Source organism: Paenibacillus sp. FSL H7-0703 (genome assembly GCF_038003485.1).
GTDB classification, from domain to species: domain Bacteria; phylum Bacillota; class Bacilli; order Paenibacillales; family Paenibacillaceae; genus Paenibacillus; species Paenibacillus polymyxa_B.
On the sequence record NZ_JBBOPF010000001.1, the window covers coordinates 4,487,535 to 4,514,248 of the forward strand.

Here is a 26,714-nt window from a genome sequence, read left to right on the forward strand (position 1 = left end):
TTTAATCTGTTACATATTAGGCGTTCAACAAATCTTGTGCGCCACGGTAAACAATGTCATACAGGTCTTCCAGATACTCTTCCTCGATACATGAGAATGCGATTCGGAGATCATATTCACCCAGCGCAATCGTCCCTACCCCATATTGTTCCAGCAAATGTGTGCGCAGTCGTTCAGCGGACAAGCCGTTCAGCTTGAGGCACATAAAATAACCCGAATTGAAAGGATAGTAGCCCCATACATCTCCGTATTTTCCACTATCGAGTAACGCTTTGACTTTATTAGCCCGCCCCTTCATAATTTGGAACTTTTCTTTCTTCTGTTGTTCAAAGTCCGTTGATTTTAGGGCATCCAGTACGAAGGTTTGAGATGGGTGAGGACCGCTCGAAATCGTTGCCCGGATAATCCCTAATGTTTTTTGTTCCAGTGCGCTCAGTACATCCTGATGTTCCGAAGCAAAGGTAATAAATCCGACACGGAAGCCCCAAACGAATTCTTCCTTGGTAGCTCCGTCAATTTTGACTGGTAGAATTCTCGGATGAAGTCCAGCTAACTGACCGAATAGTGATTCGTGCAGGGAGTCCTCGAAGAACAGACCAAAATAAGCGTCATCCGTCACAACTACGACATTGATGCCTGCTTCCGCGGCTTCCTGGATGGCAGCAACAATCGCTTTACCCTCTTCGACTCCCGGTGTGTAGCCCGTCGGGTTATTCGGGAAGTTCAGCACAACGATCGCTTTGCCATATTCTTTCTGTGCCAGTAGAGCGTCGCGTAATCCTTCACTATTAAAACGTTGATCCTCTGTGAACAACGGGAAATTCACCAAACGTCCATGACGGCGAATACCGAAAGTCAGCTCATAGTTTTCCCAGTTTTTGTCTGGGTAAATGACAGCATCCCCTTCATCCGTGAACAGGTCGGCAACGATGCTCAAACCGTGGGTCAGCGCGTTCGTAACTACGGGAAGGCCGTAACTTTTTCCAGCCAACGAAGGGTTTTCCTTCAGCATTTTGTCGCGCCATACACTACGTAGTTCAGGTTTGCCCGCAGGGGGAGCGTAAGGGTATAAATCCTTGGGATTGTAAGCGGACAGCTTTTCCTGAATGACCTCCAAATGCATAGGACCATTGCCTTCTGTAGCAATGCCAATCGTAGCGTTGTACTTTTTAGCAAGCTTCCCTGCTTCTGCGGATTGACTCAAAATCCCTTCTTTTGGGAAATAAATTTCTTTCCCTAAAAGAGAAAGCATTTGATATACATGCTCGTTGCCTGTCTGAATGTTTTGGTTTAACTGCGCTGCCAGTGGATTCATTCCCGTTTCATCCTTCCAAGTCATTTTGATTACATATTATAGCATTACACACGGTAAGCGTCACGCAAAAGCATCTGGAACATAAAAGCGCATTTTTTTGCTTAATGACGGCGCTGAGCTTATATTATAAATTAACGGGATAGAGGACAACCAAAGATTAACAAAAGGAGGTGCAGGTTTTGCTGGATACATCTGCGTCATCGTTTATCCTGTTGTCGGCCTTCGCCAAAATTGTGTGCGAGCCGGGCTGGAAGTGGCAGGTACGCGAGAAGCCGATGCCAAACTATGATTTATTTTATGTATGGAGCGGAGAAGGAACAGTGGTCTTAAACGGGACGTCGTATCCGGTGAGCAAGGGGAGTTGCTTCCTGTTCAAGCCGGGAGATGATACCCGTGCCACACATAACCCACAAAAGCCGCTCATACTTACCTATATTCATTTTGATCTCATCGAACAACCAAAGCTTATCCCTGCAAGCTACCGTATGCTGGAGGAAACGTTCGAGGTAGAGCATATGCTTGCCAGATACGTTCGACTACGCCTGGAGCGTGCTTACGGAGCTGACGAGGAAGGCAAGCTGATCCTGAAACAACTGATGATTCATCTGCTGCGTGCGGACCGCAAGGAGCCTCAGGAGCAACAGGCCAGTAACCAGCTCACCGAGGTCATTCGGGAAACGGCCAACTATGTGCGTCAGCATCCGGGACTTCCTCATCGCGTCGAGGATTTGGCTGCACGGGCGGGGCTGTCACCGCGTTATTTTTCGATTAAATTCAAGGAGCTGCTGGGTGTTTCCGCGCAATCTCATATTATCAGCATGCGGATTGAGCGTGCACAGCATCTATTACTACATGCCGGAATGAATGTGACCGAGGTGGCAGAGGCTTTGGGGTATCGTGACATCTTTTTTTTCAGCCGCCAATTCAAGCAGTACACGGGGAAAAGTCCGTCTGAGATCCGGTAATGATACGGACGGTGGACAAGCTGTTTCGGATTTAGGCGTAATGGGATTAACGCATGAAGAATATAAAGGATAAATTCCAAAAAAAGGACCCGAGCAGTTACGCCGGGTCCTTTTTTATATGAGGAATTTAACATCATCCATCCCAATGCTCATATGTGTAGCTATAATCCTGTTACGATAAATTCACTTATGCTTTGGGATCATGTCGAAAGCAACCCAGACGTTGTCCCATTTTCACCGCATCCCCCGGCTTCAATGCGGGGTCTGGCTCAAACGTGCCGTTCTCAGTTAGCAAAACGACAGTTGATCCAAATTCGAAATAGGCTAGATCGTCTCCTTTTGTCCATGAGACGGCCTTATCATCCGTATATTTGATGCTACTCACATTCATTGCGCCAACCTTGACGACCGCCACCTCACCATATTCATGGGCAATGTACGTAATCTGTCGTTCATTGCGGCTAAGAACTGCTCGCATATGTTGCAAGCCGAAGTCATTCACTGGGTATACCTTGCCGCGCAGATGTTCTTTTTCTACCAGTGTACCGGATACTGGTGCATGAATGCGATGATAATCCGTCGGGCTGAGATAGAGCACAAAAGCATAGCCGTGTGTGTATTTTTCAAGACGCGGAGAACGGTTAAGAAGCTCTTCCAGCGTATAGTCCTGCCCTTTGACATCCAAAAGAGTGCCGGACGTAATTGGGCCAGTGAAAGTAATCCGTGCATCCACCGGACTGGTCATCACCTCGGCGTTCGTATCAATCGGGCGCATGCCCGCTTTTAATTTGCGTGTAAAATAGGCGTTTAGAGAACGGTATTCCTTCCATTCCTGTTCCGCCTCATGCGTCTGGATCTGGTACGTACGTATAAAGGTGGGGATAAAAAGTCGGCTTGCACCGCTTTGCGCGAAGGAGCCTACAATCCGGCACACCCACTTGCGCGATGATAGCTCCGTCATGAGCCGCAGCCACTGTTTTGCCATTACAGATCCCCCTTGTTCATTTCCGAGCCGTCTTGGCCGGAACCTGTCCGGCCGCTCTGAACTATATTGACACAGAATGTGACGTAAATCAATACAGTGGACGGCCTGGTGAACGTTCGGTGTCTGACGAAGGCATCCGTTCGAGAAGCCAACGAGCGTAAGCCATCGGCTGAGTGTATGTTTCTTTCCAGACATTGTGCATGCCCGCCTGGCTGAAGCCATAGCGCTGGTCACGACCGTTGCATTCGATAAAAACAATCTTGCCCTCATGGGTAATTCCCAGATCCAGACCGACGTCGGCGAGACGGGGAAGGGTTTGTGCCAGTCGGTGCACGATTTGTAATGAGAGTCGCTCCAGTTCATTCATCAGCCGGACTACGTTCGAAGTCTGAACCGTCTCTGTTTGTGATAACACTTCCAGTAAGGAACGGGCCGTACCGCCCTGTGCCACATTGGAGACGAAGGTGTGGGAAGGAGCAATTTTAGCATACATGCCTGTCACACCCCAGATACCGCCATATCCGCGCTGAACCGACACACGGACATCAAACGGACGATTGTTGTACAAAGCAAGCGGTATGGTTTCCTGTACGATATGAGGCACCTGCAGCAGTCGCTTGTGCAGAAATAATGGGAGTTCTCCGACATTCAAACGTAGGGTGGACCAACGCTCAGGTATAGCCGGATGAGCGCATTGCAAAGTCCAGCCTCCGCGGGAATGCCGCAGACGCATAATTCCTCTACCCACGCTACCGCTACTGGGTTTAATTACAACATCTCCGGTTTCTTCCATCAAGGTATGGATGGAGGAAAGGTTGCCTTGCAATGTTTTGGGGAGATGGATTCGTAGCAAAGGGTCTTCCTGCAGAATTGCATGTATATGGTCTTTGTGGAAACGGTTTTGTTCATTAAAAATATAGAACCCCTTTTGTACAAGCTTGCTGATATCTCTAGCATTTTCATTTTGCCGATAGAGAGTCCGATTGTGGATGACCGGCGGCAACGGAAGAATCATCTGCCGATACTCGTTGCCGTTTTTAACATAAGCCCGGCATGTTCCGGTCGCTATATGAATATCCTCCAGACGAAGAAAGCAGGGGATGAGCTCGTAGCTTAACCCGGCGTCCTCGTAATTGGCGATAGATTCATATCGCGTCCTCATGGCGGGAATGCCCCGGTAGGTTGCCGGGTTGAGCATGACGCCGACATGCAACATGAGTATGTCCGCCCTCCTTGTAGTCACTCCAACTGATCATACTGTGATTCTAGTCCATCATATGTATCAAAGATCGGCCAGGCATGGACGCTTGCCTTGCGGTAAGCCCAAAGTTAGAAGCGAGGCACATTTCAGCGAGGCAGACGATATGATAAAAGATGAGTGTTGAAGAGTGTTGGAATAAGCTCAGAAAGTAGGTGAGGTAATGCAGAGGCCGAAGGTAGCAGTCGTTACACCGGGCTCCTTTGTTATACCTTCGCCCCGCAGCAGTTCTGTGGAGCGGGTAATTGCCCGCATGGTACCGCTGGCTAGTCATGAGCTTCAAGCGCAGATCTATGGCATAAAGGGAGCAGAGGCACCGGATCATGGCGATGTCGACGGAATTCCCTGCATGCGTTATACGCGGGGAACAGGCTATATTTCTGAGGTGATTGCCGATTTAAAGAGATGGTTACCAGCGGTAGTAGATGTACACAACCGCCCGGCAGTTGCGTATGCAATTCGCGAGGCTTTACCCGATAGCCGAGTTGTGTTGACTTTGCATTCGACCACGTTCATCCGGGAGCCTTACCTCAAACGGAAGGATATGGGCAGGCTGCTGTTGTCGATGGATCGCATTATCGTGAACAGTGCGTATTTAGGGGCAATCGTATCTTCTGACTGTCCCGAGGCCGTCAGAGAGCGCATCGTCATAAACAAGCTGGGTATCCATCCCGGCGATTTCCTGCCACGGTGGACTCCAGCAGCAGAAGCAGCCAGATCGGCGCGATTGGACGATTTCGGCTGGTCAGGCCGCCAAATCATGTTATTCGCGGGCAGACTGATGCCAGGGAAGGGCGTTCACCGGCTGCTGAAGGCCCTGCGGCATGTGGTCCGCGCCTGCCCGGACGTACTGCTGCTCATTGCAGGTAGTGCCTATTACGGGCATGACCGCCTCACGCCATACACGGCGTCGTTGCATCGGCAGATGCGTAAACTAAGGTTGGGGAAGCATGTGCAATTCCTGGACTATGTTCCGCATCCAGCATTGGCCTCGCTATATCAGCTAGCCGATGTGACCGTTGTTCCTTCAGTGAAGGATGAGGCCTTCGGGCTGGTCAATCTGGAAGCCATGGCGGCAGGAGTGCCTGTGGTCGCTTCACGAATCGGCGGTATTCCAGAGGTTGTACAACACGGCGAGACAGGCTGGCTTGTGTATCCGTCTCACGGTGAGCAGGAAATGGCCGATGCCATCATCAGGCTGCTCCAGCAACCAAGCTTGCGACGACGGATGGGAGAAGCCGGGCTTGGCGAGGTACGGAGACGATTTTTATGGCAACACTCAGCACAACGCTGGGCACAAATCATAACGGACTGCGTAGCGGAGTGACGTAGGCGCTGTTACGCGCATAGGCTATCTTATAGGCATTAGCCATGATTCCCAGCCGGGTGAATGAAGCGGAGCGACCGCTGGTTCACTCCTGTGCCAAAGGAGCGGTCACCATGAACCATCGTACGAACCATAGCCCTAAGGATAAAAGAACAGCACGGCGTAACCTTTCCCATGCGGTTCCCTCCCCCCGTGTTAACAAGGAAAAAGCGGCTTCGACTTCCGGCAGTCATAAATCGAACCAGCGTGGAACGGCAACGGTCCCTGCCCCCGTAGAGAAGGACACATCGGTTCAAGCTATAGAGGAAGCGGCATGGAAGAAGCATAAGCTCCCCAAAACGCTAGAGGAAGCGATGCAGATGAATCGAGCATCTGTACTGCTGTTGTCTGTGCCTGGGTCAGATACGGAATACAGGTTAGATAACGACAAACCGTCTATTACGACGGAAGATCAGGCAGAGCAAGATTCGTTACTGGATTGTTCCATAACCAGTATTCACATTGCTGAAGGAAGACCACGCCCAAAGCAACGCGTGGTCTTGTCTGAGCAAGATATCGATCTAGCTTTCGATATGGAGAAAGAATTAAACCTGAATGCCATTCACGACGGATCAGCGACCAGTGACGAGGCTTCTGACGATCATATAGCTTCACCTCAATATGGGAGCATTTCTTTTCACCTCCCCGCACGAGCGGATAGGGGTGAAGTGAGCGTTGTATTTGAGAAGCCTTTTATAAATACACAGTATGTAATCACTGCCAATGCGAGTATACCGGGAGTGATGGTATCCGTCACACAACGTCAGAGGTATTCAGCAGTACTTACTGTGGAACGCATACACTCAGGTCCGCTATGTGAAGGGTTGGTCCTTTGGATTGCGATGGGGCAATAATAAGAAGCCGGAAATATAATTGCCAATAATCAGCTTTATACTAGAAAAAAGGCGTCCCATAGTGGGACGCCGTATACATAAGAGAGAAGGGGGGAGACTTGTAATATCGGGGAAGTTTATATTATTTCACTTATCTCACACCTACAGCGTCAAAAGACTTCATAGCAGAGGTTACTGCTATTGAATTTTCACCATAACCATCTTTGGCCGCTTGGATCACAGCGGCTCGCGCAGTGGAGAAGTTAGACGTGGAAGTCAGATAATTGGTGAAGGCATTATAATAAATATATACGGCTGCATCACGTCCGATTCCATCTACCTTGACACCATGGAAAGTGCCTCCTTGTGCCAGTAGATAGTAGGCTTTATTAATAATACCACTATTAATGTGGGCTCCACCATAATCCTCGTTGTTAGGATCAGGATAGAGATTGCTGTAGTGATCGACTTGACCGTATTTGACAGGATCGGAAAGGGAGCGAATGGCGTCGCCCTTAATATTAGGGGTATAAGCGACTTTGCCGAAATCCCAATTGGTGCGCTCAATGTCGTTGCCTATAATATCTGAGATGGCTTCACTTAATGCACCAGATTCAGCGAAATACACGAGCCCTGATGAATGCTCGGTTACACCGTGTGTCAGCTCATGGGCAACAATTTCAAGGTCGCTGCTAAAAGGGGCAAATAACGTGCCGTCTCCGTCTCCATAAAGCATATGAGTGCCGCCCCAGTGGGCATTATTGTAGTTCTTTGCGCCGTAATGGACTGCCGAAGCGATGGCCATGCCATGCCCGTCAATACTGTCGCGCCCAAATCTATCCTTGTAATAATCGTAAGTGCGGATAGCGTAAGCGTGGGCATCCACCGCAGCCGGATCTTCCCATACGTTATCGGAATCTGTATACAGGGTGCCGGGGAGCGTCTCGGTGTTGTAGACGTTATAAGTTAGGATTCCTTTACCACGAGTCGTATCTTTTAGTTGATACTTCTTACCCGAAGCTGTTGTTTCAAATGTTTTGGTATCACCGAATACACCGCGCCCTGTGCCGATCACTTCGTTAAGAATGTCATACTTGAATACGATTTTTCCGTCATTAGCGTCAATAAAGTAACGTGTGCGCAGCAGAGCGGGCTGTAAAGTATTAACTTCGGTTACATAGACGAGATGTGTTGAGTCTCCATCGGGATAGATGTACAGTTCTGCTTTAGGGTCTACACTTGGTTCCAGATTGGCAATCTTGGGGATAGAGGATGCAGGCTCTACCATTTCCAATTTACTGTTCTCCAGTTCAACTGCTTTATCCAAATCCAAGGAGTCCTTATCAGTAGAAATTGATAATTCATTGTTAGATGCTTTTTCGTAAGTGTCTTTACTTACACTACTTGTATCCTCGTAAGGTTCAGGAACGATTTGGACGGAGGAGGAGAGAGATTGAACCCGTATAGCTGCATCTTCATATGCGGTATATACAGCCTCAGTAGCACTGATTTTTGGAGTTGTATTTTCTTTGGCATCGGCTTGTTGATCTTCCGAAATGACCGCTCCCAAATAAGAGGTGATTTGACCAGATTTGTTCACATGGATGGTCTGTTCGGCTCCAAATACGGGAATTCCGTTTACATATTGTTTTAACCGATAATGCTTTGTACCAAATTTGTCACTGGTGCGATCCACGATACGAAATTGCTCGCGCACATGGGAGCCGATGTGGGTATCGTCCAGACTCAATAATGTTTTTTGTTGTCGATTTAAAAAGCTCCAGACCAGATTGTCACCTGTTACCGTTGAAGGAGACTTCCAGTTCACCGTTTGGAATGTTGGTGTAAACTGAGTCGGATCGGGAACAGAATTTTCAGCTGCGGAGGCCCCGGGCGCTATAGATCCTAATAACATAGCTCCTCCTAGAAGTGAAACCCATACTTTTTTCAATTCATACTCACTCTCCCTAGTTAATGTTGAGGTAAAAAACACCCTGTTTGAAGAAGTCTTGCGTCATATATGTAAGTCTTGTTGCTCCTTTGAAACGTGAAGAGGCTGGATAAAAATGACCTTATGTAAAATATTAAGGTTTATTTTTTTGCAATTTTATCGTCTCGGCTCTGATATTAGCACAGAGGTTGTCGAACGAGAAGATTAATTTTACAAAATACCCCAAAATGAATCTTTAGTCCCTGATTTACTGTTTATTTGTCTTATTTAGTCGAAAATGATCGAAGGGACCCGATGAACAAGAAAAGGGCGCCCCTTTGAGGGGACGCCATAAATAAGGGGGGAAGGGGCGCAGACTTGTACACTGCACCCCTATTTTTTCGTCCATTATGAGCAGGCCTAAGTGACAGTTGCACAACGGCAAAGGTCTATGGACGGGATATGAGGATTATAGCGTATATGATTTAGTTTACGCCTACAGCGTCAAAAGATTTGGCAGCTGCAGTTGCTTGTGCCGAGTTCGCACCGTACAGATCATTTGCTGCTTGGATCACAGCAGCGCGTGCGTTGGAGAAATCGGAAGAAGAAGTCAGGTAGTTCGTAAAGGCACTATAGTAAATTTGGACCGCTGCATCGCGGCCAATTCCATTTACTGCTACACCATGGAAAGTACCACCTTGTGCCAACAGATAGTAGGCTTTATTGATAATGCCGCTGTTCGTATGAACGCCACCGTTATCGGAGCTGCCTGTATACAAGTCGGAATAGTGATCTGGTTGATCATACAGCGTAGGATTGGACATAGAGCGCAGAGCATCGCCTGCAATGTTTGGCGTATAAATATCATCGCCTACAAGCCAGTTTTTACGCTGAATGTCATTGCCGATGATGTCCGAGAAAGCCTCATTCAATGCACCAGACTCTCCGTAATATTCCAAATTCGAAGTATACTCTGTGACACCGTGAGTAAGTTCATGACCTACCACATCGGGGTCCCCACTGAATGCGATAAATGTGCTACCGTCCCCATCTCCATAAGTCATTTGGGAGCCATTCCAGAAGGCGTTGTTGTAGCGGCTACCGTAATGGACTGTCGAACGGAGTTGCAGCCCGCGTCCGTCAATGCTGTTGCGTCCAAATTTGGACTTATAGTAATCATATGTTTTGGCAGCATACGCATGGGCGTCCACGCCGGCTGGATCATTCCATACATTATCGGCATCGGTCAGAAGGGTACCTGGGATGCTTTGACGGTTGGAGGCCGTGTAGGTCACAATACCATTACCGCGTGTTGTATCTTTTAACTGATAGCTACTACCGGAAGCCGTCGTGGTGAATGATTTGCTATCACCAAGCACACCTTTACCTGTGCCTGTCGCTTCATTAATGATGTCATACTGGAATACGATGCTGCCATCATTGGCATCAATAATGTAGCGAGTACGCAGTGGGGCAGGTTCTAAAACATTGACTTCTGTTACATAAACTAGCTGCAGGTCATCCCCTTTAGGATAGAAGTACAGATCAGCTTTAGGATCTACTTCTGGCTGCAGATTAGCGATTTTGGCATTGGAACTTTTTTCTGTCTCCACCGCCTCAATTTTGCTATCTTTCAGGGCAGATGCTTTATCAAGACTCAGCTCGTCCTTATCAGTAGATAGCGTTTTTCCGTTGTTAGCTGCTTCGGCGTAAGTGTCTTTGCTTACACTGCTTTGTTCCTCAACATCTTTAGAAATCGTATCGTCGGAGGTAGGGAGGGCTTCAATCCGTGCAGCTGCTTCTTTATATGCAGTGTAGACTGCTTCAGAAGCGCTGATTTTTGGAGTTGTACCTTGCGTAGCTTCAGCTTGCTGATCCTCAGTAACCACCGCTCCTAAGTAAGAGGTGACCTCACCAGATTTGCCCACATGAATAGTCTGTTCAGCTCCATATACGGGAATCCCGTTTACATACTGTTTCAGCCGATAATGGCTCACACCGGACTTGTCGCTTGTGCGATCAACGATTCGGAATTGTTCACGTACACTAGAGTTGTCCGCACCCAGTAACGATTTCTTTTGCCGATTCAAATAGCTCCATACAATGTCGTCCCCGGATACCGAGGAAGGGGCTTTCCATTGCTCGGCGTGAAAGGTCGGTGTAAGCTGAGTTGGCCCCGAAACGGAACTCTCCGCTGATGCACCAGACGCGACAGACCCTAATAACATAGCTCCTCCAAGAAGCGAAACCCATACTTTTTTCATTAAAAATTCACTCTCCTCGATTATTGTCAGGATGAATCATCCTGTCTTGAATAAGGCATTGCGCCATTTATGTAGGTCGTGTTGTCGTCTGGAATAGAAGAAAATGGAACATGAAGAGAAATACCGAAGTGTTTTTCATGAAGCGTACGTGAAAAGAGGGTACTGCAATATGAAGCATGTAGCCTAATAAGGTGACAAACTCCTCCTTTCCTGTCGTATAAAAAGAAAATAGAATAATGGTGGATAATGGAAAAATATTGAGTTATGCAAAAAAAACAAATGTTGATTTTTTGAACTCCCATCATCTGGCTCTGATATTAGCACAGAGAATGACGGACGAGAAGATCTATGTCACAAATTTATCCAAAATGATTCTTTAGACCCTAATAACTCATTTATTTAATAGGATTAATAAGTTATGTAAAATAAAGTCGAAAATTGCTGTGTCGAAAAGACTCCACGATTGCCGTTACACACGGCTTTTGGACCGCATAGGTTATGTTGAACTGTCCTAATCATGCTGTCCATCTATACAGCAGGAAGGGAGGTGAGACGGGAGCATGAAGAAACAGGGAAGAGCTGGATACAAGATCAAACGGAGGCGGCATTCCGGCGCTTACTATCATTCTAAGATGTGGCTGCCGTTACGAATGCCGAACATGCATAAGAATCCGGTAGCCCCTGCCATGAGGGAGGTACTCGACACGGAGAGAGGGGCACAGATCGGCGAAGAGCGACCATCTGAACCGTCATCAGTGGGAAAGTTTTTCGTATCTGTCATTATTCCGGCCATGAATGAGCAAAAAACAATCGGAGCTGTGATTCGCGAAGCGCGCCGTGTCCATCCACATACAGAGGTTATCGTCGTTGAGAACGGATCACACGATAGAACGGCGAAGGTGGCAGCAGCGGCGGGAGCTCGTGTGCTTTCCTTTCCGGAACCGCTCGGACATGATGTTGGCCGTCGTATTGGAGCGGAGGCGGCATCCGGACAGATCCTGCTTTTCCTGGATGGGGATATCGTCATTCCCTGCGTTAGACTACGGCCGTTTATACACGCCATATGTGCAGGGGCGGATGTGGTGCTGAATGATTACCATGGACCTGTGAATCGTACGCCCGTACATCCTGTAGTGGAGGCAAAGCATGTATTGAATATCTTGTCGAATCGTGCTGATTTAGGGGGAGCATCTATGACTGGCATTCCACACGCCATAAGTCAAAAGGCTCTAAAGGAAATAGGTCTAAAGCCCTTGGAGAAACCTCCTTTATTTCAAGCTATGTCCATCGCCTCCGGGTTACGAGTGGTGACTGTATATGGAATAGCTGTCGGTAAAATAAATGCGACACGTAAAAAACAGAACGGCAAGGACCCGCTGGCAGATGTAATTGTTCAGGATCATCTGGATGCCATTGCCTGGCTTACATCGCGTCTGGGAACGCGTGCGGGATATACGGATTTGGGGCGCAAACGGATCAGAGACGAGGTGAAACTGTGAGTAGACAGTATCGCAGAGGGAAGCGTGAAGAACCGAGCTGGGGGATCAGACGTGTGCAGCGAAAACGAGGAACGACGACTTCAATGCATAGCCGTAGGGTGAGAAAGCCCACACCTCGGGCGAAAGGAATGACCGAAGTGACTCCGCCTGTGGAACGCGAAGTTCCGGGAGATATTATGTTACAGGGAACGGCAGCGGCCGTGGTCAGCGCCTGTAATGAAGAGTCAACGATTGACCGGGTACTGGGCGAGCTGGAAAAACTTCCGCTTACGGATATCATTGTCGTATTGAACGGCTGCACGGACGGCACGCGCTCCACCGTAGCCAAACATCATCCCAGTGTGACTCTTGTCAACGTGCCGGATCGACTGGGGCATGATGTTGGCCGGGCGGTAGGCGCGCGTATGACGCAGGCTGATATTGTGCTGTTCGTGGACGGAGATTTGCCGATTCCAGCATCTGATTTGCTGCCTTTTCTCCACGCGGTGGATCAGGGAACGGATGTTGCGCTTAATGATCTGGGCAGACATTTGCCGCCCTATGCCCAGCAGGACAGCGTGACACGGTGCAAAGCATTCCTGAATCGCGTACTGCGCAGGCCGGATTTGGGAGCAAGCTCATTAACCGCCGTACCGCATGCATTATCTCGGCGTTTACTGGATCAGCTTGGCTCAGCCGTGCTTGCCGTACCGCCAAAAGCCCACGCCATGGCAATTCTGCATGGCATGATCGTGGCGGCAGTACATGCTGTCGATGTCATTAAAACAAACCGTAAGCGGACCTTCAATGCTGGCAAAGGGAACGCTATGGAACAGTTGATCGTCGGTGATCATGCAGAGGCACTGACGGCGTTGTTTCAGGTAGCCGGGTATTCCCCGCTCGGGCCTGTTCCAACACGGGTAGACGTTGCCAAAGGGAGGAATGCACAATGAGTCTGACGAGCATCATTATTCCGACTTATAACGGCCTACATCTGTTAAAGCCGTGTATTGAAGCAATTCGGACACATACGATAGATGTACCGTATGAAATCATTGTTGTGGACAACGCTTCGAATGACGGAACGGATGGTTTTTGCGCATCCGAGCGGCTGATCAGCATACGTCTTCCTGAAAACAGGGGCTTTCCAGCAGCATGTAATACGGGGCTCCGGCTAGCTTCGGGTGATCAGTTCGTTATTTTAAACAATGATGTGACGGTTACGCGGGGATGGCTATCGATTATGTTGGCTGCATTGCAGAGCGAAAGCATGGTGGGATTGGTGGGACCGGTGACGAATTACGTCAGCGGTATTCAGCAGATACACGGATTGGAAGGAGATTTGGCCAGTTGTCTGAGATATGCGGAGCAGAATAATGCAAGTAATCCCTCCAGATGGCAGGAGGTCAAGCGGTTGGTCGGGTTTTGTTTGCTGTTCCGGCGCGATCTGATGGAACGGATCGGATTGCTGGATGAACGGTTCAGTCCCGGACATTATGAGGATGACGATTATTGTCTGCGCGCACGCGTGCATGGCTACAAGCTGCTCATGTGCAACGACTGTTTTGTCTATCACGAGGGGAATGCGAGCTTCTCACGCTCGGAAACTTCCTGGATTGAAGAGCTGATCGAGCGGAACTATCGTTTGTTTATAGAGAAATGGAGCATAGATCCCAGAATGTTCATCGAAACTGGAAACACTGGGGTTGCATGCACTGAACATGCTGTCGAAGGAGGAAGGAAGATATGAAAGGGGTTATTCTCGCAGGAGGAACCGGATCGCGCCTTCATCCGTTGACTACATTAATCAACAAGCATCTGCTTCCGGTCGGCAAGTATCCCATGATCGTATATGGTATCGAGAGGCTACGACAGGCTGGAATCACCGATATGCTTATTATTATTGGTAAACAATCGGCCGGGCTGTATACCGATTTTTTGGGCAGTGGCAGTGATTATGGTGTCCAACTGACATACCGGATTCAAGAAAAGGCGGGCGGCATTGCGGAAGCACTCGAACTGGCAAGAAGTTACATGCAGTCAGAAGAGCAATTCACTGTTTTGTTAGGTGATAATTTGTTCAAGGAAGACTTGGGACCTGTGATCGAACGGTTCAAGCAACAGCCCCCGGGGAGCGCCAGAGTGTTGTTGAAAAAGGTGGCAGATGCTCGTCGTTACGGGGTACCCGTATTTGATCCTGAGCGCCCGGAGAGCATTATGCGGATTGAAGAAAAGCCGCAGCATCCCCAATCCAAATATTGCGTTACGGGTATCTATATGTACGATACTGCCGTGTTCGATAAGATCCGGCAAATTACACCTTCGGCACGCGGTGAGCTTGAGATCACGGATGTTAACAACTGTTATGCAGCTGAAGGCAAGCTGGAATATGATATTTTACGGCGCTATTGGAGCGACGCAGGAACCTTCGATTCCCTTCAGGAAGCTGGAGTGAAAATGAAAGGACTTCTACCCTGATCTCAACGAAACACCATCCGGCCGGGCCAGGCATATAGTATAGGCATAATGCCACCCGGAGGAGTGAACGGCATGAAACGCCTGAGTATGCAAAGGAAACACAGCAAGCGGCTCGGAAAGAAAGGCTATTGGTCAGGATATAAAAGGGGGCAGGAGCAGGGCAACAGGTTGGGCCAGGCTTCGTTCGGCAAGGTTTTTGAAGGTGTCAGTATTATCATTCCGTCCTGCAATCAGCTTCAGCAGCTCCGTGCATGCATTCACCGTATTGAGGAGAATACGAGCCATCCTCACGAAATTATTGTGGTGGACTGCGGATCGACGGACGGGACACCCACCTATTTGCTCCGTAAAAGCATCGCTGTGCGTTATGCGCTGTTAAAAAAAGATGTTCAAATGATAGGTTGCCTGAATCAGGGGCTGATGATGGCAAAAGGCACAACTATCGTGGTACTGGATCAAAACTCTATGGTGACCCCCGGCTGGTTGGATCGGTTGTTAGGGTGTTTATACAGCGATCCGCGTATTGGTGTTGTTGGGGCTGTAACGAATGGTCCATTCAAAGAACAGCAGATTGAGGTTCCTTATATGAACGAAAATGGAGCTCGTCAATTTGCCATGGCCTTCAATATTCCCAATCCGGATGCATGGCGAGAGACCGAAAGCTTAGCCGGATTTTGTTTATTGCTGCGCAGAGAGACATTGGAAAAAACGGGCTATTGGGACGAAGGCTGCCACAGTACTGAGGAAGCCCATGCAGATTGGCTACTGCGTGTGCGTTTGTTGGGGATACGTATGGCAATTGCTGGAGATGCTTTTATCCATTATGAAGAAAGAGATCGGGATACGGTGTATGGTTTTCCTCAAACGACCGAAAAAAGCGGTTCAATGGAGGAAAGCAGCCGGAACCGATCCTTTTTTGTACAAAAGTGGGGAGACGCGGATAAGCTAATCCGCAATCTGGAATTCAGTACAGCGGAGACGGACGGCCAGATATCAACAGGTAAGGAAACACACGTATCAGGGGCAAGCTTTTATCCCATCGGAGCGGTTGTTCAGGGACCGTCCGGTGCAGTATTTCGGTTAGAGCCGGGAAGAAGGCGATATCTGCATGGAGTCAGTGCTGCGGGAGGTGAAAATGTGCGCCCTGTTAGAGTGTCTCAGCTGGATTTGTTGGTGCTTCCCTTGGTAGGGAAGCCGGAGGCTACAGTTTCCGGCAACATTGATGCACCTACAGCTGAGCTGCCAGAGGAACCCATTCCTGTACTGGCAGCTCCCGATCTGGAGAACATGTCCATGCTGCCCACACTGAATATACCGGCTCAACGCAAGCGATGGATCGAGGTATTGTATGCTGAGGGCGGGCAACTGTATCAAATCGGTAACGGCTGGAAAAGGCCGTTCCTTACTCTGTACGCTGCGATGAGCTGGCGGGCAGAGGACTACCGAATTCAGTTTTTGTCTCCCGGAGATTTGTCGGCTTTGGTGGAGAAGCAGCCTATTATTGCTCCACCAGTGCTGCACGGGCATCTGTAATGATCTGAATAGGCGCTTTTAGGCGGAACCGACTACTCGCTGCGGCATACGCTGTAGTAGCGGAAAGCCCGTAGGTAATTCGTGCGTTCCGCACGGCGGAGCACATAAAGGAGGGGCTTATGCATAACGAGTTAGATGATTTGCTGATCCACATTTCGCACTCGCAACAACAGATGTCAAGGTTGTTGGATGCGGAACGGCAGGTGGTTGTGCGCATGGCGCAGATCATACATGAACTGCCAGATGAGGAGCCGCGTTTTGACGGAATTCCGGGCATTCTCGACAGCTCGGGACAAGTAAACAAAAGCATTGTTGCCTACTTGAACGGTATTGCCGATCTTCAGGAAGCAATGGCTGAAATGCTCGTTCGTGTCGTGAAAGAGACGGCATACCCGGAAGAGGAGTAACGTACCAACCGAGGGCAGGGAGTGAACACATGAGTAGGGAACAAGCAATGATTCACATGCTGGACGCAGCCTCCAAAATGCAGCGGAATGTGTCTATGATCCTGGAGGCCAAGGCGGTCGAAGCAGAAAAAGTGCGTAATTGGGCGTTGAACCATCTGGCCCCCCACGCCTTTGACACCGATGAAGAGCAGTTGGGACGGCCTTTGGAAATTCACGAGCAGATGGTGGAAATGTTGGAGGGATTAACGCGGCTTCAGACTGGACTTTGCAGCAATCTCAAAGCATTGTTGGATCAGGATGAGCAGCAGGGTGGCGGCATGGAAGGGATGATGGGAGGAATGGGCTCGGGGGATATGAACTAATGAGCATGAGGCGTGAACGTGAGATCAAGCTGGATATGATGGAGTCTATTGCTGCCAGCCAGCACGCCGTTGCTCGGATGCTGACCAGTCTTGCGGACTTGACGCCCCATGCGGATATGTCGGCTACCCGTCTGGAAGAAACCATCCGTATACTCAGCAACTACCAGGGAGAAATCACGCAAATGTTGGCGGGTATTCCATTAAGACGACAGGTATATGGAAAACCGACTAAGCCGTGGCTCCATGTGCCTGTTCAGAAAAATGAAACCACCACGAGAAAGCAAAGGAGGAATGAAAATGAGTACAAGGTGGGAACGCGCCACTCGGGACAAAGCCCGCAAAAGACGTAAAGATGCCCGGCGTTCCAGCATTCGTAGATTAAAACGAAGAAGAAGACGTCTCCTTGCTCTAAGACGCCGTAAAAGGGGACTTTATTCTGCACGTAGAAGACATCCTCATTTACGGCGGCGGAAAAAACCTCAAGCTAACCCGGTGGCAGCCCCTTCTGCGGAGAATCCACAGCCCGGGACTGTTGCATTGGAGCATGATCCGCAGGCATTTCAGCAGGGATATGATGCAGCTTACAACGAGGGTTTCAATTCAGGTTTTGCCAAAGGTTATGAAGATGGACACCAGCTCGCTTACAAAGCTCAGTAAACTGGACAAATCATTCTATTACTGTTCACCCCCGAAGCTAACAGCTTTGGGGTTATTTGCGGTTCGGCAGTTGGACGGGCAAACGCCAATTTTGTCCGGGCAGTGGCAGTCGTCCATGATGCGTTTGACCCCTCCGCATATAGTTTAGGAGTGACAGAAGTTTATCTTACAACAGGACAGGGTGAAGGATGTGAACGATCAACAAAGCGGACATGAACGCGAAGCGTACCGATGCGGCTATCGGGAAGGACGCAGAATGGGCGGTTGCACGGCTGCTCTGTCACAGGTCGTGGCAATACAGCCTGCTGTTCGTCATTTGAAAGTGTTGTATATTCCGCAAGGTTTCGCAGCTATAGACACAGGTGTGCAAGAGGCATTAGGCCAAATATGCAGCTCATGCGCCATCGGTACACCTGCTACGATGCTAGCTGACGCCGAGGCTCAACGTCCAGACCTTGTGCTGGTCATGAACGGGCTGCATGTTTTTCCGGCGGATCATCTGGAGCAGGTGCAGCAAATACGAGCCCTAGGCATTCGGACGGCCATATGGTTTGTAGATGATCCTTACTTTACGGAGGATACGGCGTTGATCTGTCAATCCTACGATGTCGTATTTACGCACGAAATTTCTTGCCTGCCGTTTTATCGCGATCAGGGAGTAACGAGGGTTCACTATTTGCCGCTGGCTGCGTCAGCTCGTATCTTTTATCCCCGAAGGGTAGAGCGGGAGCATCAGCATGATATTTGCTTCATTGGAAATGCCTTCTGGAACCGTGTGAAGCTGTTCGACCATCTTGCTCCCTTCTTGGCGGACAAAAGAGTGCTGATCGTAGGTGGACACTGGGATCGGCTGACCCGGCGGGATGTGCTGGAACGCTTTATCCGTCCGGGTTTTATGGAGCCGGAAGAGACCGCTCAATATTATAACGGCTCCAAAATTGTCATCAATATGCACCGCCCGACAGACCCCGGACTGGATAATCGGAATACACACCAGCTTTCAGCGGAGTCCATCAATCCTCGGACATACGAAATTTCTGCTTGCGGCACGCTTCAAATGACAGATGTTCGGAAGGATTTGAGCCGTTATTACCGACCAGGCTATGACATTGAAACCTTCTCTGGAGCAGAGGAACTGAAAGTGAAGCTGGACTACTATCTCAAGCATGACTGGGAACGCGAACGCATGGCCTGGCGCGCATTGTACACGACTATGCAAAAGCATATGTACTCCAATCGCATGGAAGAACTGCTGGACAAGGCGATGGCCTAAAGTAAACACCATAAACAGTGAGGAGTGAAAGTGATGACGATATCTACGACAGGACCGTATGACCCGGCCGTTCACCAGACGGCGGCAGCCTCCTGGGAAAGGGGGAGAATTGCGGGAGTGCATGACGGATACGACGAAGGATATCTGCGCGGACGTGCTAACGCAATTGTTGCACGGATGAAAGCAGTTTTCCCTTTTCGACAAATCCATGTACTGTATGTCGTCTCAGGCAAAGGCCTTCCGTATTCTCCGCTGGATGAGGCGGTCATTACCACGTTGCAAAGCATGACGGCTCAGGTTACCGTAACAGACCCACGTCAGCCGGTAGGAGATATTGCCGCTCAGCTCCGTCCGAATCTGATGCTGGCACTGGATGGAATGGATCTTCCGTTGGAGCAAGTTACTGCGGTACGCCAGTTGGGCATCCCCACCGCCATCTGGCTAACGGACGATCCATATTACACTGACACGACGACCAAAATTGTTACGAATTATGATTATGTGTTCACGTTAGAAATGAACTGCATGGAGCTGTACCGTCAGTTAGGTTGCACGTCTGTGCACTATTTGCCCTTTGGAGCATTTCTGACTCACTATTTCCCACTCAGCTCGCCCGCTTCGGTACGACGTGAGATTGGGTTTACAGGCTCAGCCTACTGGAACCGCATCTATTTCTTCAATCCGATTATGCCGCAGCTCATGGCTCGTAACATTAAAATCAACGGAATCTGGTGGGATCGTCTCCCGGATTATCAGTCGTATGGTGACAAAATTGAGCTGGGTCGCTGGATGTCTCCGGTCGAAACCAATGATTCGTATAACGGCAGCAAAATCGTAATTAATCTTCATCGTTCCCATCAGGATGATTCGGTGAACAACAACTCACTGAAAATTCCGGGGGCTTCGCCCAATCCGCGCACGTTTGAAATTTCTGCCAGTGGCACGTTGCAACTGACAGATACAAGAGATGATCTGGCTCGTTTTTATAAGCCGGGGGAAGAGATAGAGACCTACAGCTCCCAGCAGGAATTGCTGGAGAAGGTTGAGTTTTATTTGACGCATGAAAAAGAGCGCCATGAAATTGCCCTACGTGCTCTGGAACGAACCCTGCGGGAGCACACGTATGGTCACCGGATTGACCAACTATTGTCGGTCATATTTCCATAAGGTGATTCACACGTCCGATGGTTGCTATTTTAAAGGAGGTGAACTCCGATCAAGCCGAAAATGATGCTATTCAGCCATGTTAGCAACGTCCGCAGTATTACAGGGGCAGAGAAGCTGCTATTGCAATTTTGTCTAGACATGCGTACGTACTTCGATTGTATTCTCGTAACGCCTGGTGAAGGGCGGCTGACCTCAATGGCCCGCAAGCGCGGAATCACCGTTCTGACACAGAACCTGTTCATGCTGCATGGCATGTATACCCCATATGAGGGATTGGCGCAGGATGCGGAGAATTTGCGGACCCATGTGGCGTATGCACCGTTGTTCCAGATGCTTCGGCATGCTCGACCTGATGTGGTGCTGGTCAATACCTGTGTGAACGTCATGCCTGCAATGGCTGCCCAAGAGCTTAATATTCCGGTGATCTGGAAAATAACCGAGGTCATTAACCAGAATGCGCATACGCCAGTTTCTGTTTCTATTATTGAGCGCTATAGCCAATGGGTCATCGGCATTTCGCAAGCTGTAATGCGTCCTTTGCATGGTGGGGGACTGACACGTCCGCATACGGTGTTGTCTCCCTGCCGGGATATGGATATGCCGTCTCCCAAAGAGCATGTGCTGGAACGGAAAAGGAAACGTGAAAAACTGGGGCTGCGGGATTTCCATATTTGTATTGGTTATATTTCTTCCTTTATCTACGAAGCCAAAGGGCTGTTGCCTTTTGTCCAAATGGCTCTAAAGCTGTGCGAAACCAATTCGCGGTGTCGTTTCTGGATCATCGGCAGCTCGGTGGACTCGGAATATTACGTAAAATGTGTCTCTTTAATCCGCCAATCTCGTTATAGCCGCCGCTTCCAGTTCAATTCATTCGAGGAATCCGTGTCAACGGCCTATAGCGCAATGGATATTGTTGTAATCCCAAGTATGGTGGAGGAAGGCTTTGGCCTGACCGCCCTGGAAGGGCTGGTTTACGGTAAGCCCGTGGTAGCCTTTGCGCAGGGTGGACTTGTGGAGTTGATGGAGGCGACCGGAAATACAGATTTTTTGGTAGAGCCGGGCAACAGCGACATGCTGGCGCAAAAAGTGGGCTATCTGCTCGATCATCCCGAAGAAGTGGAACGGATTGGTGTGCGTAACAACAGTGCGGCTACACGTGTATACGGACCTGATTCCTACCGAGGTAGTTTACACCTCATGGTCAGTCAATGGGTATGTCATCATCCGCATTGGTTCCCGTTGATTCAGCAGCCGGGTGGACCTGTATGGACGAGGGAAGGCGAAGGACTGCGTCAGGTCACCGCTATACCGGAGGGTTATACCAGCACGATTCGAGAATTTCCCGAATCGGTGGTGTGTCAACTGCCTGTGCTGGGCCTGCCGCCAATCGAATATGCAGCTATTCAAGGCTTGCCACAACCAGTATCCCCTTTACCTGACTCACCACCCGAATTGCCCCGCGGCAATCGTAGTATTCGGGCGAGATGGCCAAAGGGCCGCAAGCGTACCCGACTGCGGAATCGCAGGTATAAGAGAAGCGGCGGCAAGAGTCGCCTCAAGAAAATTCACGGGTCCCCGTTGTCGAAGGGACTTTATCCGAAAACCAAGTCCAGACAGAAACTCAAGCGGAAATTAAAGCACCGGTCACGGCGACACAACACGCACAAGCAGAAGCGAGTCACGCTCAAGGCTGGACAGCATACAAAACAACGGTCCGGGTGAACCTACGCCGGACCGTTGAGATGAACGTTAAGCTGGAGCACAGCCAGTCTGCTGGATGGCTATCCTTCATTGAACGCCACAATTCAATGAAACAACGACAGCAAAGGTGGGTTCCAAAACCATGAAAATATTGACCGTGCTCGGCACAAGACCGGAGATTATACGGCTCAGCCTGATCATTCCGAAGCTGGACCGCCATGCAGATGAACATGTGCTTGTGCATACGGGCCAAAATTACACCGAAAGCCTGAGCGGGCAGTTCTTTCGCGAGCTGGGACTGCGTGCCCCGGATTATGTACTTCAGGAGAAAGCGGGGACACTGGGCAAACAGTTGTCCGCCATGTACTCGCAGATGGAGGATATTTTAAACAAGGAACGCCCCGATCATGTGCTATTGCTCGGTGATACGAACAGCGCTTTATGTGCCTTACTTGCGGAACGTATGGGTTATCCGGTCGTGCATATGGAGGCGGGGAACCGCTGTTATGATCTGGATGTGCCGGAGGAGAAAAACCGGCGTGTCATTGATGCGATATCTACCATTAATATGCCTTATACGGAGCAAAGCAAGCAGCACCTACTACGCGAAGGCTTCCCAAGCCAACGAATTATACTGACTGGAAATCCGATCTACGAAGTGATGCAGCACTATAAGAAAGAGATATCGAGCAGTGGAATTTTGAAAAAGTTGGAACTGTCGCCGGGAGAATATTTCCTGGTCACTGCCCACAGAGCTGAAAATGTGGACCATCCACCGCATTTGCTGGCTATTTTAGATGGTCTTAACCGGGTAGCCCAGCAGTTCGGGCAGCGGGTCATTTGCAGTATTCATCCCCGCACTGCCGCCCGAATCGCAAGCCACCCGCCGATCCAGCTTGATCCGCTAGTGGAATTTCACGAACCGTTCGGTTTTTTTGACTTCGTTCTGCTGGAGCGGCATGCCCGCTGCGCTTTGACGGACAGTGGTACCGTACAGGAAGAATGCTGTGTCATGGGGGTGCCGACGGTTACGATGCGCCGGACGACCGAACGGCCGGAAACGGTAGATTGCGGCAGCAATATCGTGTCTGGTCTTGATGGCGAGGTTATAGCAAACGCGGTAGCCATAATGACCGGGATGACCCATAAGTGGCAATGTCCCGCGGGCTATCTGGCGGAAGATGTGTCGGATAAGGTAGTTAAATTTCTGCTTGGAGGGAAACGGCATGTTTGAAAACCAACGTATCTTGGTTACCGGCGGTACCGGCTCCTGGGGGCATGAGCTGGTTACCCAGTTACTGCCGCGTAACCCCAAAGAGGTCATTATCTTTTCACGCGGAGAATCCAGTCAGGTTGCAATGAACAGGCAGTTTGAGGATGAACGGCTCAGCTTCTGTATTGGAGATATTCGGGATAAGGATGCGCTGACCACCGCTTGTCAAGGAGTGGACTATGTATTTCATTTGGCAGCGCTCAAACACGTTCCCGTCTGTGAAGATCAGCCCTACGAGGCACTCAAAACCAATGTCGTAGGCACCCAAAACGTGATCGAGGCCGCTGTTGCCAATCAGGTAAAGAAAGTCATTTATATATCGACTGACAAGGCAGCGAATCCGTCCAATTTTTACGGCATGACGAAGGCGATTGGAGAAAAACTGATTGTTTACGCCAATCTGCTGAATAGCGATACACGTTTCGTGACGGTGCGCGGCGGTAATGTTTTAGGCACCAACGGAAGCGTGGTGCATCTGTTCCAAAGCCAGATTCGCCAAAAAGGCAAGGTTTCGATCACAGATATGAACATGACCCGCTTCTTCCTGACCTTGCGTGATGCGATCAGTCTCCTGTTCAAAGCCTCGGTGGAAAGTGTCGGCGGGGAAATTTTTATCATGACCATGCCAACCTGCCGTATTTTGGACTTGGCTGAGGTGCTCATTGAGGATTCAGGTGTGGAAAACGTAGAAATTGTAGAAAAAGGTGTGCGTCCCGGCGAGAAAATTCATGAGATTTTGATGAGTGACTTTGAAAGCCTGACGACGGTAGTCTATGACGAGCAATATTTGGTCATTCTCCCAACGCTGAATATTCCTCAATTAAAGGACCGCTATAATCAGTGCCCTCCGGTGTCATTCAGCAGCTTTAGTTCGGAGTTTAATTTGATGTCGAAAGAGGAGATTCGCAGCATTCTCCAAAGCGGGGGGTTCATCAAATGAAGCTGCTTATTTTGGGTGGTAACGGCATGGCAGGCCATGTTCTGGTTAAGTATTTCCAAAACCAGAGCGGGTATAACGTGTTCTACACCACCCGTGATCCCGAAAATAAAGGCGGTCTGCTGCTGGATGTAAAGGACAGCTTTATGGTGGAGCAACTGGTACGGAGTGTACGGCCAGACGTTATGATTAACGCGGTAGGCGTACTGAATCAGCATGCCGGAGAGGATCAGATAGCAGCATACCAAATCAATGGCTTGCTGCCACATCTTCTCCGGCGGATAGCGGACAGTATTGGTGCCCGATTGATTCATATCAGCACGGATTGCGTATTCGAAGGAAATCGCATACCTGGTTTATATAAGGAGACGGATCAACCCGATGGGACAAGTGCCTATGCTTTGACGAAAATACTCGGAGAAGTAAAGGCCACAGGACATCTGACTATCCGTACCTCCATTATCGGGCCGGAAATTCGGCCGGGAGGCATTGGTCTGCTGCACTGGTTCTTGCAGCAGAGCGGAGACGTTAACGGGTATCGCCGAGTCTTTTGGAACGGGGTTACGACGTTGGAATTAGCGAAGGCGATACAGGTGCAGATGAATGAGCCGCTGGACGGACTCATTCATCTGGTTCACCCTGAACCGATCAGCAAGCATGATTTGCTGCTGCTGTTCAAAGACATCTGGAAAAGGGAGGATATTCGGATCGTGCCGAAAGATGAGCCGGTGCAGGACCGGACGCTTCGTTCTACCCGGGCCGATCTGCTCTACGATGTTCCTCACTACAGCATCATGCTGAAGGAGCTGCTGGAATGGACGGAAGCACAGCGGAACAACGTCGGCCTGTCATAGTCATTACCGGAGCGGCGGGCTATACCGGGATGCATGCCTGCCGCCATTTTGCAAAGCTCGGTTGGGAGGTAGCGGCGCTGACTCGCACTGCCGATTCCGTCCCAGAACTGATCTTACTGGCTCACGATGATGAAAATAGCAGCCCAGAGGCGGAGACCCGTAGCTGTATTACGCCTTATGTGTGTGACTTGCTCGACAAGAAACGTCTAGGCGAAGTCATTAGACAGATTGCTCCAGATTACGTGCTTCACCTAGGTGGTAAAAATTCCGTCCCTGAATCTTGGCAAAGCCCCCTGCTATACATGGAATCCAATGTACTGTCCACTCTGTATCTGCTCGATGTACTGCGACCTTTCCCCAAAGCCAGAATTGTTGTGGCGGGTTCTCGGCTAAAGACGGCTTTGCAAGCACCGTATCATCCAACGCATCCATACAGCCTTAGCAAAAGCCTCCAAGAGGCAGTCGCGCTCTCGTGGGGCGCGCTGTTCGAACAATCCGTCATGCTGGCAGAGCCTTGCAACTTGATCGGTCCGGGTCCATCTACCGGATTCTGTGCATTACTCGCGGGGTATATCGTTCAGACGGAACGTCTGGAGGGGCAGTCCATAACTGAAACTGCCCCGTTCCGGGTATCTTCCCGACATGCGCAACGTGATTTCCTCGACGTTCGTGATGCCGTTCGCGCATACGGGGTGCTATTGGAACAGGGTGTGCCAGGCCGAGTTTACTCGGTCTGCACAGGCCGCATTGTGGAACTGGGCAATATCGTAGAACGTATGGTTGGGCTGGCCAAAACATCTATTCCCATACAATGGGGGGATGTGTCAGAGTCAGCATCCACCGAGGCATACCGTGCGAAAGAGCTGGAGGACATGGGCTGGAAGCCGACCATACAGCTGGCGCAATCTCTGGAGGATATGATTCAATACCGCCGAGCTGGAAAGGAAGGAACGATATGAGACCGAAAGTAACGATCGTCATTCCCTTTTATAACTGTGCATATGTGGATCAGGCTTTGCAAAGTGCACTAGAGCAAACTTATGGGCCCCTCGAGATTATTGTCGTCGATGACGGGTCCACGGAACATGTTGATATGCTTCAGCCCTATCGTCCATATATACATTATTTAGGGAAATCCAATGGTGGAACAGCCAGCGCCCTGAATCATGGTATCCGACATGCCAGCGGGGAGTATATTGCGTGGCTCAGCTCCGACGATACCTATCATAGGGACAAAATTAATAATCAGGTTTCTTTTATGGTGGAAAACGGTGCGTACATCTCCCATACCAATTTCAATTTCATTAATCAATACAGCCAAGTCACAAGCTACCAGGCAGCTGCCGTGTTTCCGTCTATGACGGAGTTTTACCGTTTTTTTCAGCAAGGAAATCCGGTTAATGGATGCACGGTTATGTTTAAAAAGGAGCTGTTTGCACATATTGGTTTGTTTGATGAACTGCTGCCGTACACACATGATCTGGATATGTGGTACCGAGTAATGCTGGCGGGATATCCATTTCCTTTTCTGAACGAGTCCTTGGTTAACTACCGCTGGCATGATGAAATGGGAACCAAAAAACATTGGCCCGCTGTGGAGCGGGAGTACAACATAACCCAAGCACGTTATCGAGATCGCTTCAGTCAGGTGTTGAGCGGTTTATCCTCATGAAGCCGA

General features: G+C 49.6%; 25 protein-coding genes. 20 read left to right on the plus strand and 5 right to left on the minus strand.

Annotated elements, in window-relative coordinates; all coding sequences use genetic code 11:
• Positions 1–16 precede the first annotated feature (16 nt).
• The gene (locus tag MHB46_RS20020; RefSeq protein WP_341163198.1) at positions 17–1,315 is read right to left on the minus strand and encodes an aminotransferase class I/II-fold pyridoxal phosphate-dependent enzyme; all 1,299 of its coding nucleotides are present in this window, start codon (positions 1,313–1,315) and stop codon (positions 17–19) included.
• A 179-nt stretch (positions 1,316–1,494) separates the two neighbouring features.
• On the opposite strand from MHB46_RS20020, the gene MHB46_RS20025 reads away from it, so the two are divergent.
• Entirely contained in the window at positions 1,495–2,280 is a 786-nt protein-coding gene (locus tag MHB46_RS20025; protein ID WP_061830088.1) for a helix-turn-helix domain-containing protein, read from the plus strand.
• A gap of 187 nt (positions 2,281–2,467) precedes the next feature.
• On the opposite strand, the gene asd is transcribed toward MHB46_RS20025, so the two are convergent.
• Together asd and MHB46_RS20035 are read right to left on the minus strand one after the other, a co-directional pair.
• On the minus strand, positions 2,468–3,265 hold the full coding sequence (gene asd / locus MHB46_RS20030; protein ID WP_341163199.1) for an archaetidylserine decarboxylase: 798 nt from the start codon (positions 3,263–3,265) through the stop codon (positions 2,468–2,470).
• Between the two features lie 88 nt (positions 3,266–3,353).
• Entirely contained in the window at positions 3,354–4,481 is a 1,128-nt protein-coding gene (locus MHB46_RS20035; RefSeq protein ID WP_341163200.1) for a YheC/YheD family endospore coat-associated protein, read from the minus strand.
• A 205-nt stretch (positions 4,482–4,686) separates the two neighbouring features.
• Here MHB46_RS20035 and MHB46_RS20040 point away from each other — a divergent pair, with 205 nt between their 5' ends.
• On the plus strand, positions 4,687–5,850 hold the full coding sequence (locus MHB46_RS20040; RefSeq protein WP_341163201.1) for a glycosyltransferase family 4 protein: 1,164 nt from the start codon (positions 4,687–4,689) through the stop codon (positions 5,848–5,850).
• A gap of 113 nt (positions 5,851–5,963) precedes the next feature.
• On the plus strand, positions 5,964–6,743 hold the full coding sequence (locus MHB46_RS20045; RefSeq protein WP_341163202.1) for a WIAG-tail domain: 780 nt from the start codon (positions 5,964–5,966) through the stop codon (positions 6,741–6,743).
• A 130-nt stretch (positions 6,744–6,873) separates the two neighbouring features.
• Here MHB46_RS20045 and MHB46_RS20050 read toward each other — a convergent pair whose 3' ends face one another.
• Both MHB46_RS20050 and MHB46_RS20055 read right to left on the minus strand, forming a co-directional pair.
• Complete coding sequence (locus tag MHB46_RS20050; protein WP_341163203.1) at positions 6,874–8,673, minus strand: M4 family metallopeptidase; 1,800 nt, start codon at positions 8,671–8,673, stop codon at positions 6,874–6,876.
• Positions 8,674–9,137: 464 nt separating this feature from the next.
• Entirely contained in the window at positions 9,138–10,916 is a 1,779-nt protein-coding gene (locus tag MHB46_RS20055; protein WP_341163204.1) for a M4 family metallopeptidase, read from the minus strand.
• A 560-nt stretch (positions 10,917–11,476) separates the two neighbouring features.
• On the opposite strand from MHB46_RS20055, the gene MHB46_RS20060 reads away from it, so the two are divergent.
• From MHB46_RS20060 to MHB46_RS20140, 17 genes are all read left to right on the plus strand, one after another.
• Positions 11,477–12,415, plus strand: coding sequence for a glycosyltransferase family 2 protein (locus MHB46_RS20060; RefSeq protein ID WP_341163205.1), 939 nt, complete (start codon positions 11,477–11,479; stop codon positions 12,413–12,415).
• Positions 12,412–13,347, plus strand: coding sequence for a glycosyltransferase family 2 protein (locus tag MHB46_RS20065; RefSeq protein WP_341163206.1), 936 nt, complete (start codon positions 12,412–12,414; stop codon positions 13,345–13,347). The genes MHB46_RS20060 and MHB46_RS20065 overlap by 4 nt, the downstream gene beginning before the upstream one ends.
• Positions 13,344–14,144 carry a glycosyltransferase family 2 protein gene (locus MHB46_RS20070; protein WP_341163207.1) on the plus strand — a complete coding sequence of 267 codons (801 nt, stop codon included), beginning with the start codon at positions 13,344–13,346 and terminating at the stop codon, positions 14,142–14,144. The genes MHB46_RS20065 and MHB46_RS20070 overlap by 4 nt, the downstream gene beginning before the upstream one ends.
• The gene (locus MHB46_RS20075) at positions 14,141–14,872 is read left to right on the plus strand and encodes a sugar phosphate nucleotidyltransferase (RefSeq protein WP_341163208.1); all 732 of its coding nucleotides are present in this window, start codon (positions 14,141–14,143) and stop codon (positions 14,870–14,872) included. Before MHB46_RS20070 ends, MHB46_RS20075 begins: the two co-directional genes overlap by 4 nt.
• A gap of 72 nt (positions 14,873–14,944) precedes the next feature.
• Positions 14,945–16,405, plus strand: coding sequence for a glycosyltransferase family 2 protein (locus tag MHB46_RS20080; RefSeq protein ID WP_341163209.1), 1,461 nt, complete (start codon positions 14,945–14,947; stop codon positions 16,403–16,405).
• A gap of 119 nt (positions 16,406–16,524) precedes the next feature.
• On the plus strand, positions 16,525–16,812 hold the full coding sequence (locus MHB46_RS20085) for a hypothetical protein (RefSeq protein WP_013311765.1): 288 nt from the start codon (positions 16,525–16,527) through the stop codon (positions 16,810–16,812).
• 29 nt (positions 16,813–16,841) lie between these two features.
• Positions 16,842–17,174: a hypothetical protein gene (locus tag MHB46_RS20090; protein ID WP_029518277.1), complete on the plus strand. Its 333-nt coding sequence runs from the start codon at positions 16,842–16,844 to the stop codon at positions 17,172–17,174.
• Entirely contained in the window at positions 17,174–17,524 is a 351-nt protein-coding gene (locus tag MHB46_RS20095) for a hypothetical protein (protein ID WP_013311763.1), read from the plus strand. The genes MHB46_RS20090 and MHB46_RS20095 overlap by 1 nt, the downstream gene beginning before the upstream one ends.
• A complete protein-coding gene (locus MHB46_RS20100) occupies positions 17,472–17,831 on the plus strand; it encodes a hypothetical protein (RefSeq protein ID WP_061830076.1) in 360 nt (119 codons plus the stop codon). Before MHB46_RS20095 ends, MHB46_RS20100 begins: the two co-directional genes overlap by 53 nt.
• Before the next feature lie 181 nt (positions 17,832–18,012).
• Positions 18,013–19,104 carry a CgeB family protein gene (locus MHB46_RS20105; RefSeq protein WP_341163210.1) on the plus strand — a complete coding sequence of 364 codons (1,092 nt, stop codon included), beginning with the start codon at positions 18,013–18,015 and terminating at the stop codon, positions 19,102–19,104.
• A 33-nt stretch (positions 19,105–19,137) separates the two neighbouring features.
• Positions 19,138–20,271: a CgeB family protein gene (locus MHB46_RS20110; protein WP_165179117.1), complete on the plus strand. Its 1,134-nt coding sequence runs from the start codon at positions 19,138–19,140 to the stop codon at positions 20,269–20,271.
• 60 nt (positions 20,272–20,331) lie between these two features.
• Entirely contained in the window at positions 20,332–21,993 is a 1,662-nt protein-coding gene (locus MHB46_RS20115; RefSeq protein ID WP_341163211.1) for a glycosyltransferase, read from the plus strand.
• Positions 21,994–22,114: 121 nt separating this feature from the next.
• Positions 22,115–23,206: a non-hydrolyzing UDP-N-acetylglucosamine 2-epimerase gene (wecB, locus tag MHB46_RS20120; protein ID WP_341163212.1), complete on the plus strand. Its 1,092-nt coding sequence runs from the start codon at positions 22,115–22,117 to the stop codon at positions 23,204–23,206.
• Positions 23,199–24,185 carry a polysaccharide biosynthesis protein gene (locus MHB46_RS20125; protein WP_069290300.1) on the plus strand — a complete coding sequence of 329 codons (987 nt, stop codon included), beginning with the start codon at positions 23,199–23,201 and terminating at the stop codon, positions 24,183–24,185. Before wecB ends, MHB46_RS20125 begins: the two co-directional genes overlap by 8 nt.
• Complete coding sequence (locus MHB46_RS20130; protein WP_254326742.1) at positions 24,182–25,036, plus strand: dTDP-4-dehydrorhamnose reductase family protein; 855 nt, start codon at positions 24,182–24,184, stop codon at positions 25,034–25,036. The genes MHB46_RS20125 and MHB46_RS20130 overlap by 4 nt, the downstream gene beginning before the upstream one ends.
• Positions 24,997–25,995 (plus strand): NAD-dependent epimerase/dehydratase family protein, encoded by a 999-nt coding sequence (locus tag MHB46_RS20135; protein ID WP_341163213.1) that lies wholly within the window; start codon positions 24,997–24,999, stop codon positions 25,993–25,995. Before MHB46_RS20130 ends, MHB46_RS20135 begins: the two co-directional genes overlap by 40 nt.
• Positions 25,992–26,708 (plus strand): glycosyltransferase, encoded by a 717-nt coding sequence (locus MHB46_RS20140; RefSeq protein WP_061830068.1) that lies wholly within the window; start codon positions 25,992–25,994, stop codon positions 26,706–26,708. The genes MHB46_RS20135 and MHB46_RS20140 overlap by 4 nt, the downstream gene beginning before the upstream one ends.
• Positions 26,709–26,714: the final 6 nt, after the last annotated feature.

Coding starts and splice junctions, on each gene's coding strand:
- wecB (WP_341163212.1), top strand. CDS start 22,115: ATGAAAATATTGACCGTGCTCGGCACAAGACCGGAGATTATACGGCTC.
- MHB46_RS20055 (WP_341163204.1), bottom strand. CDS start 10,916: ATGAAAAAAGTATGGGTTTCGCTTCTTGGAGGAGCTATGTTATTAGGG.
- MHB46_RS20060 (WP_341163205.1), top strand. CDS start 11,477: ATGAAGAAACAGGGAAGAGCTGGATACAAGATCAAACGGAGGCGGCAT.
- asd (WP_341163199.1), bottom strand. CDS start 3,265: ATGGCAAAACAGTGGCTGCGGCTCATGACGGAGCTATCATCGCGCAAG.
- MHB46_RS20125 (WP_069290300.1), top strand. CDS start 23,199: ATGTTTGAAAACCAACGTATCTTGGTTACCGGCGGTACCGGCTCCTGG.
- MHB46_RS20045 (WP_341163202.1), top strand. CDS start 5,964: ATGAACCATCGTACGAACCATAGCCCTAAGGATAAAAGAACAGCACGG.
- MHB46_RS20090 (WP_029518277.1), top strand. CDS start 16,842: ATGAGTAGGGAACAAGCAATGATTCACATGCTGGACGCAGCCTCCAAA.
- MHB46_RS20085 (WP_013311765.1), top strand. CDS start 16,525: ATGCATAACGAGTTAGATGATTTGCTGATCCACATTTCGCACTCGCAA.
- MHB46_RS20075 (WP_341163208.1), top strand. CDS start 14,141: ATGAAAGGGGTTATTCTCGCAGGAGGAACCGGATCGCGCCTTCATCCG.
- MHB46_RS20040 (WP_341163201.1), top strand. CDS start 4,687: ATGCAGAGGCCGAAGGTAGCAGTCGTTACACCGGGCTCCTTTGTTATA.
- MHB46_RS20100 (WP_061830076.1), top strand. CDS start 17,472: ATGAGTACAAGGTGGGAACGCGCCACTCGGGACAAAGCCCGCAAAAGA.
- MHB46_RS20020 (WP_341163198.1), bottom strand. CDS start 1,315: ATGAATCCACTGGCAGCGCAGTTAAACCAAAACATTCAGACAGGCAAC.
- MHB46_RS20095 (WP_013311763.1), top strand. CDS start 17,174: ATGAGCATGAGGCGTGAACGTGAGATCAAGCTGGATATGATGGAGTCT.
- MHB46_RS20110 (WP_165179117.1), top strand. CDS start 19,138: ATGACGATATCTACGACAGGACCGTATGACCCGGCCGTTCACCAGACG.
- MHB46_RS20115 (WP_341163211.1), top strand. CDS start 20,332: ATGATGCTATTCAGCCATGTTAGCAACGTCCGCAGTATTACAGGGGCA.
- MHB46_RS20130 (WP_254326742.1), top strand. CDS start 24,182: ATGAAGCTGCTTATTTTGGGTGGTAACGGCATGGCAGGCCATGTTCTG.
- MHB46_RS20135 (WP_341163213.1), top strand. CDS start 24,997: ATGGACGGAAGCACAGCGGAACAACGTCGGCCTGTCATAGTCATTACC.
- MHB46_RS20070 (WP_341163207.1), top strand. CDS start 13,344: ATGAGTCTGACGAGCATCATTATTCCGACTTATAACGGCCTACATCTG.
- MHB46_RS20035 (WP_341163200.1), bottom strand. CDS start 4,481: ATGTTGCATGTCGGCGTCATGCTCAACCCGGCAACCTACCGGGGCATT.
- MHB46_RS20140 (WP_061830068.1), top strand. CDS start 25,992: ATGAGACCGAAAGTAACGATCGTCATTCCCTTTTATAACTGTGCATAT.
- MHB46_RS20080 (WP_341163209.1), top strand. CDS start 14,945: ATGAAACGCCTGAGTATGCAAAGGAAACACAGCAAGCGGCTCGGAAAG.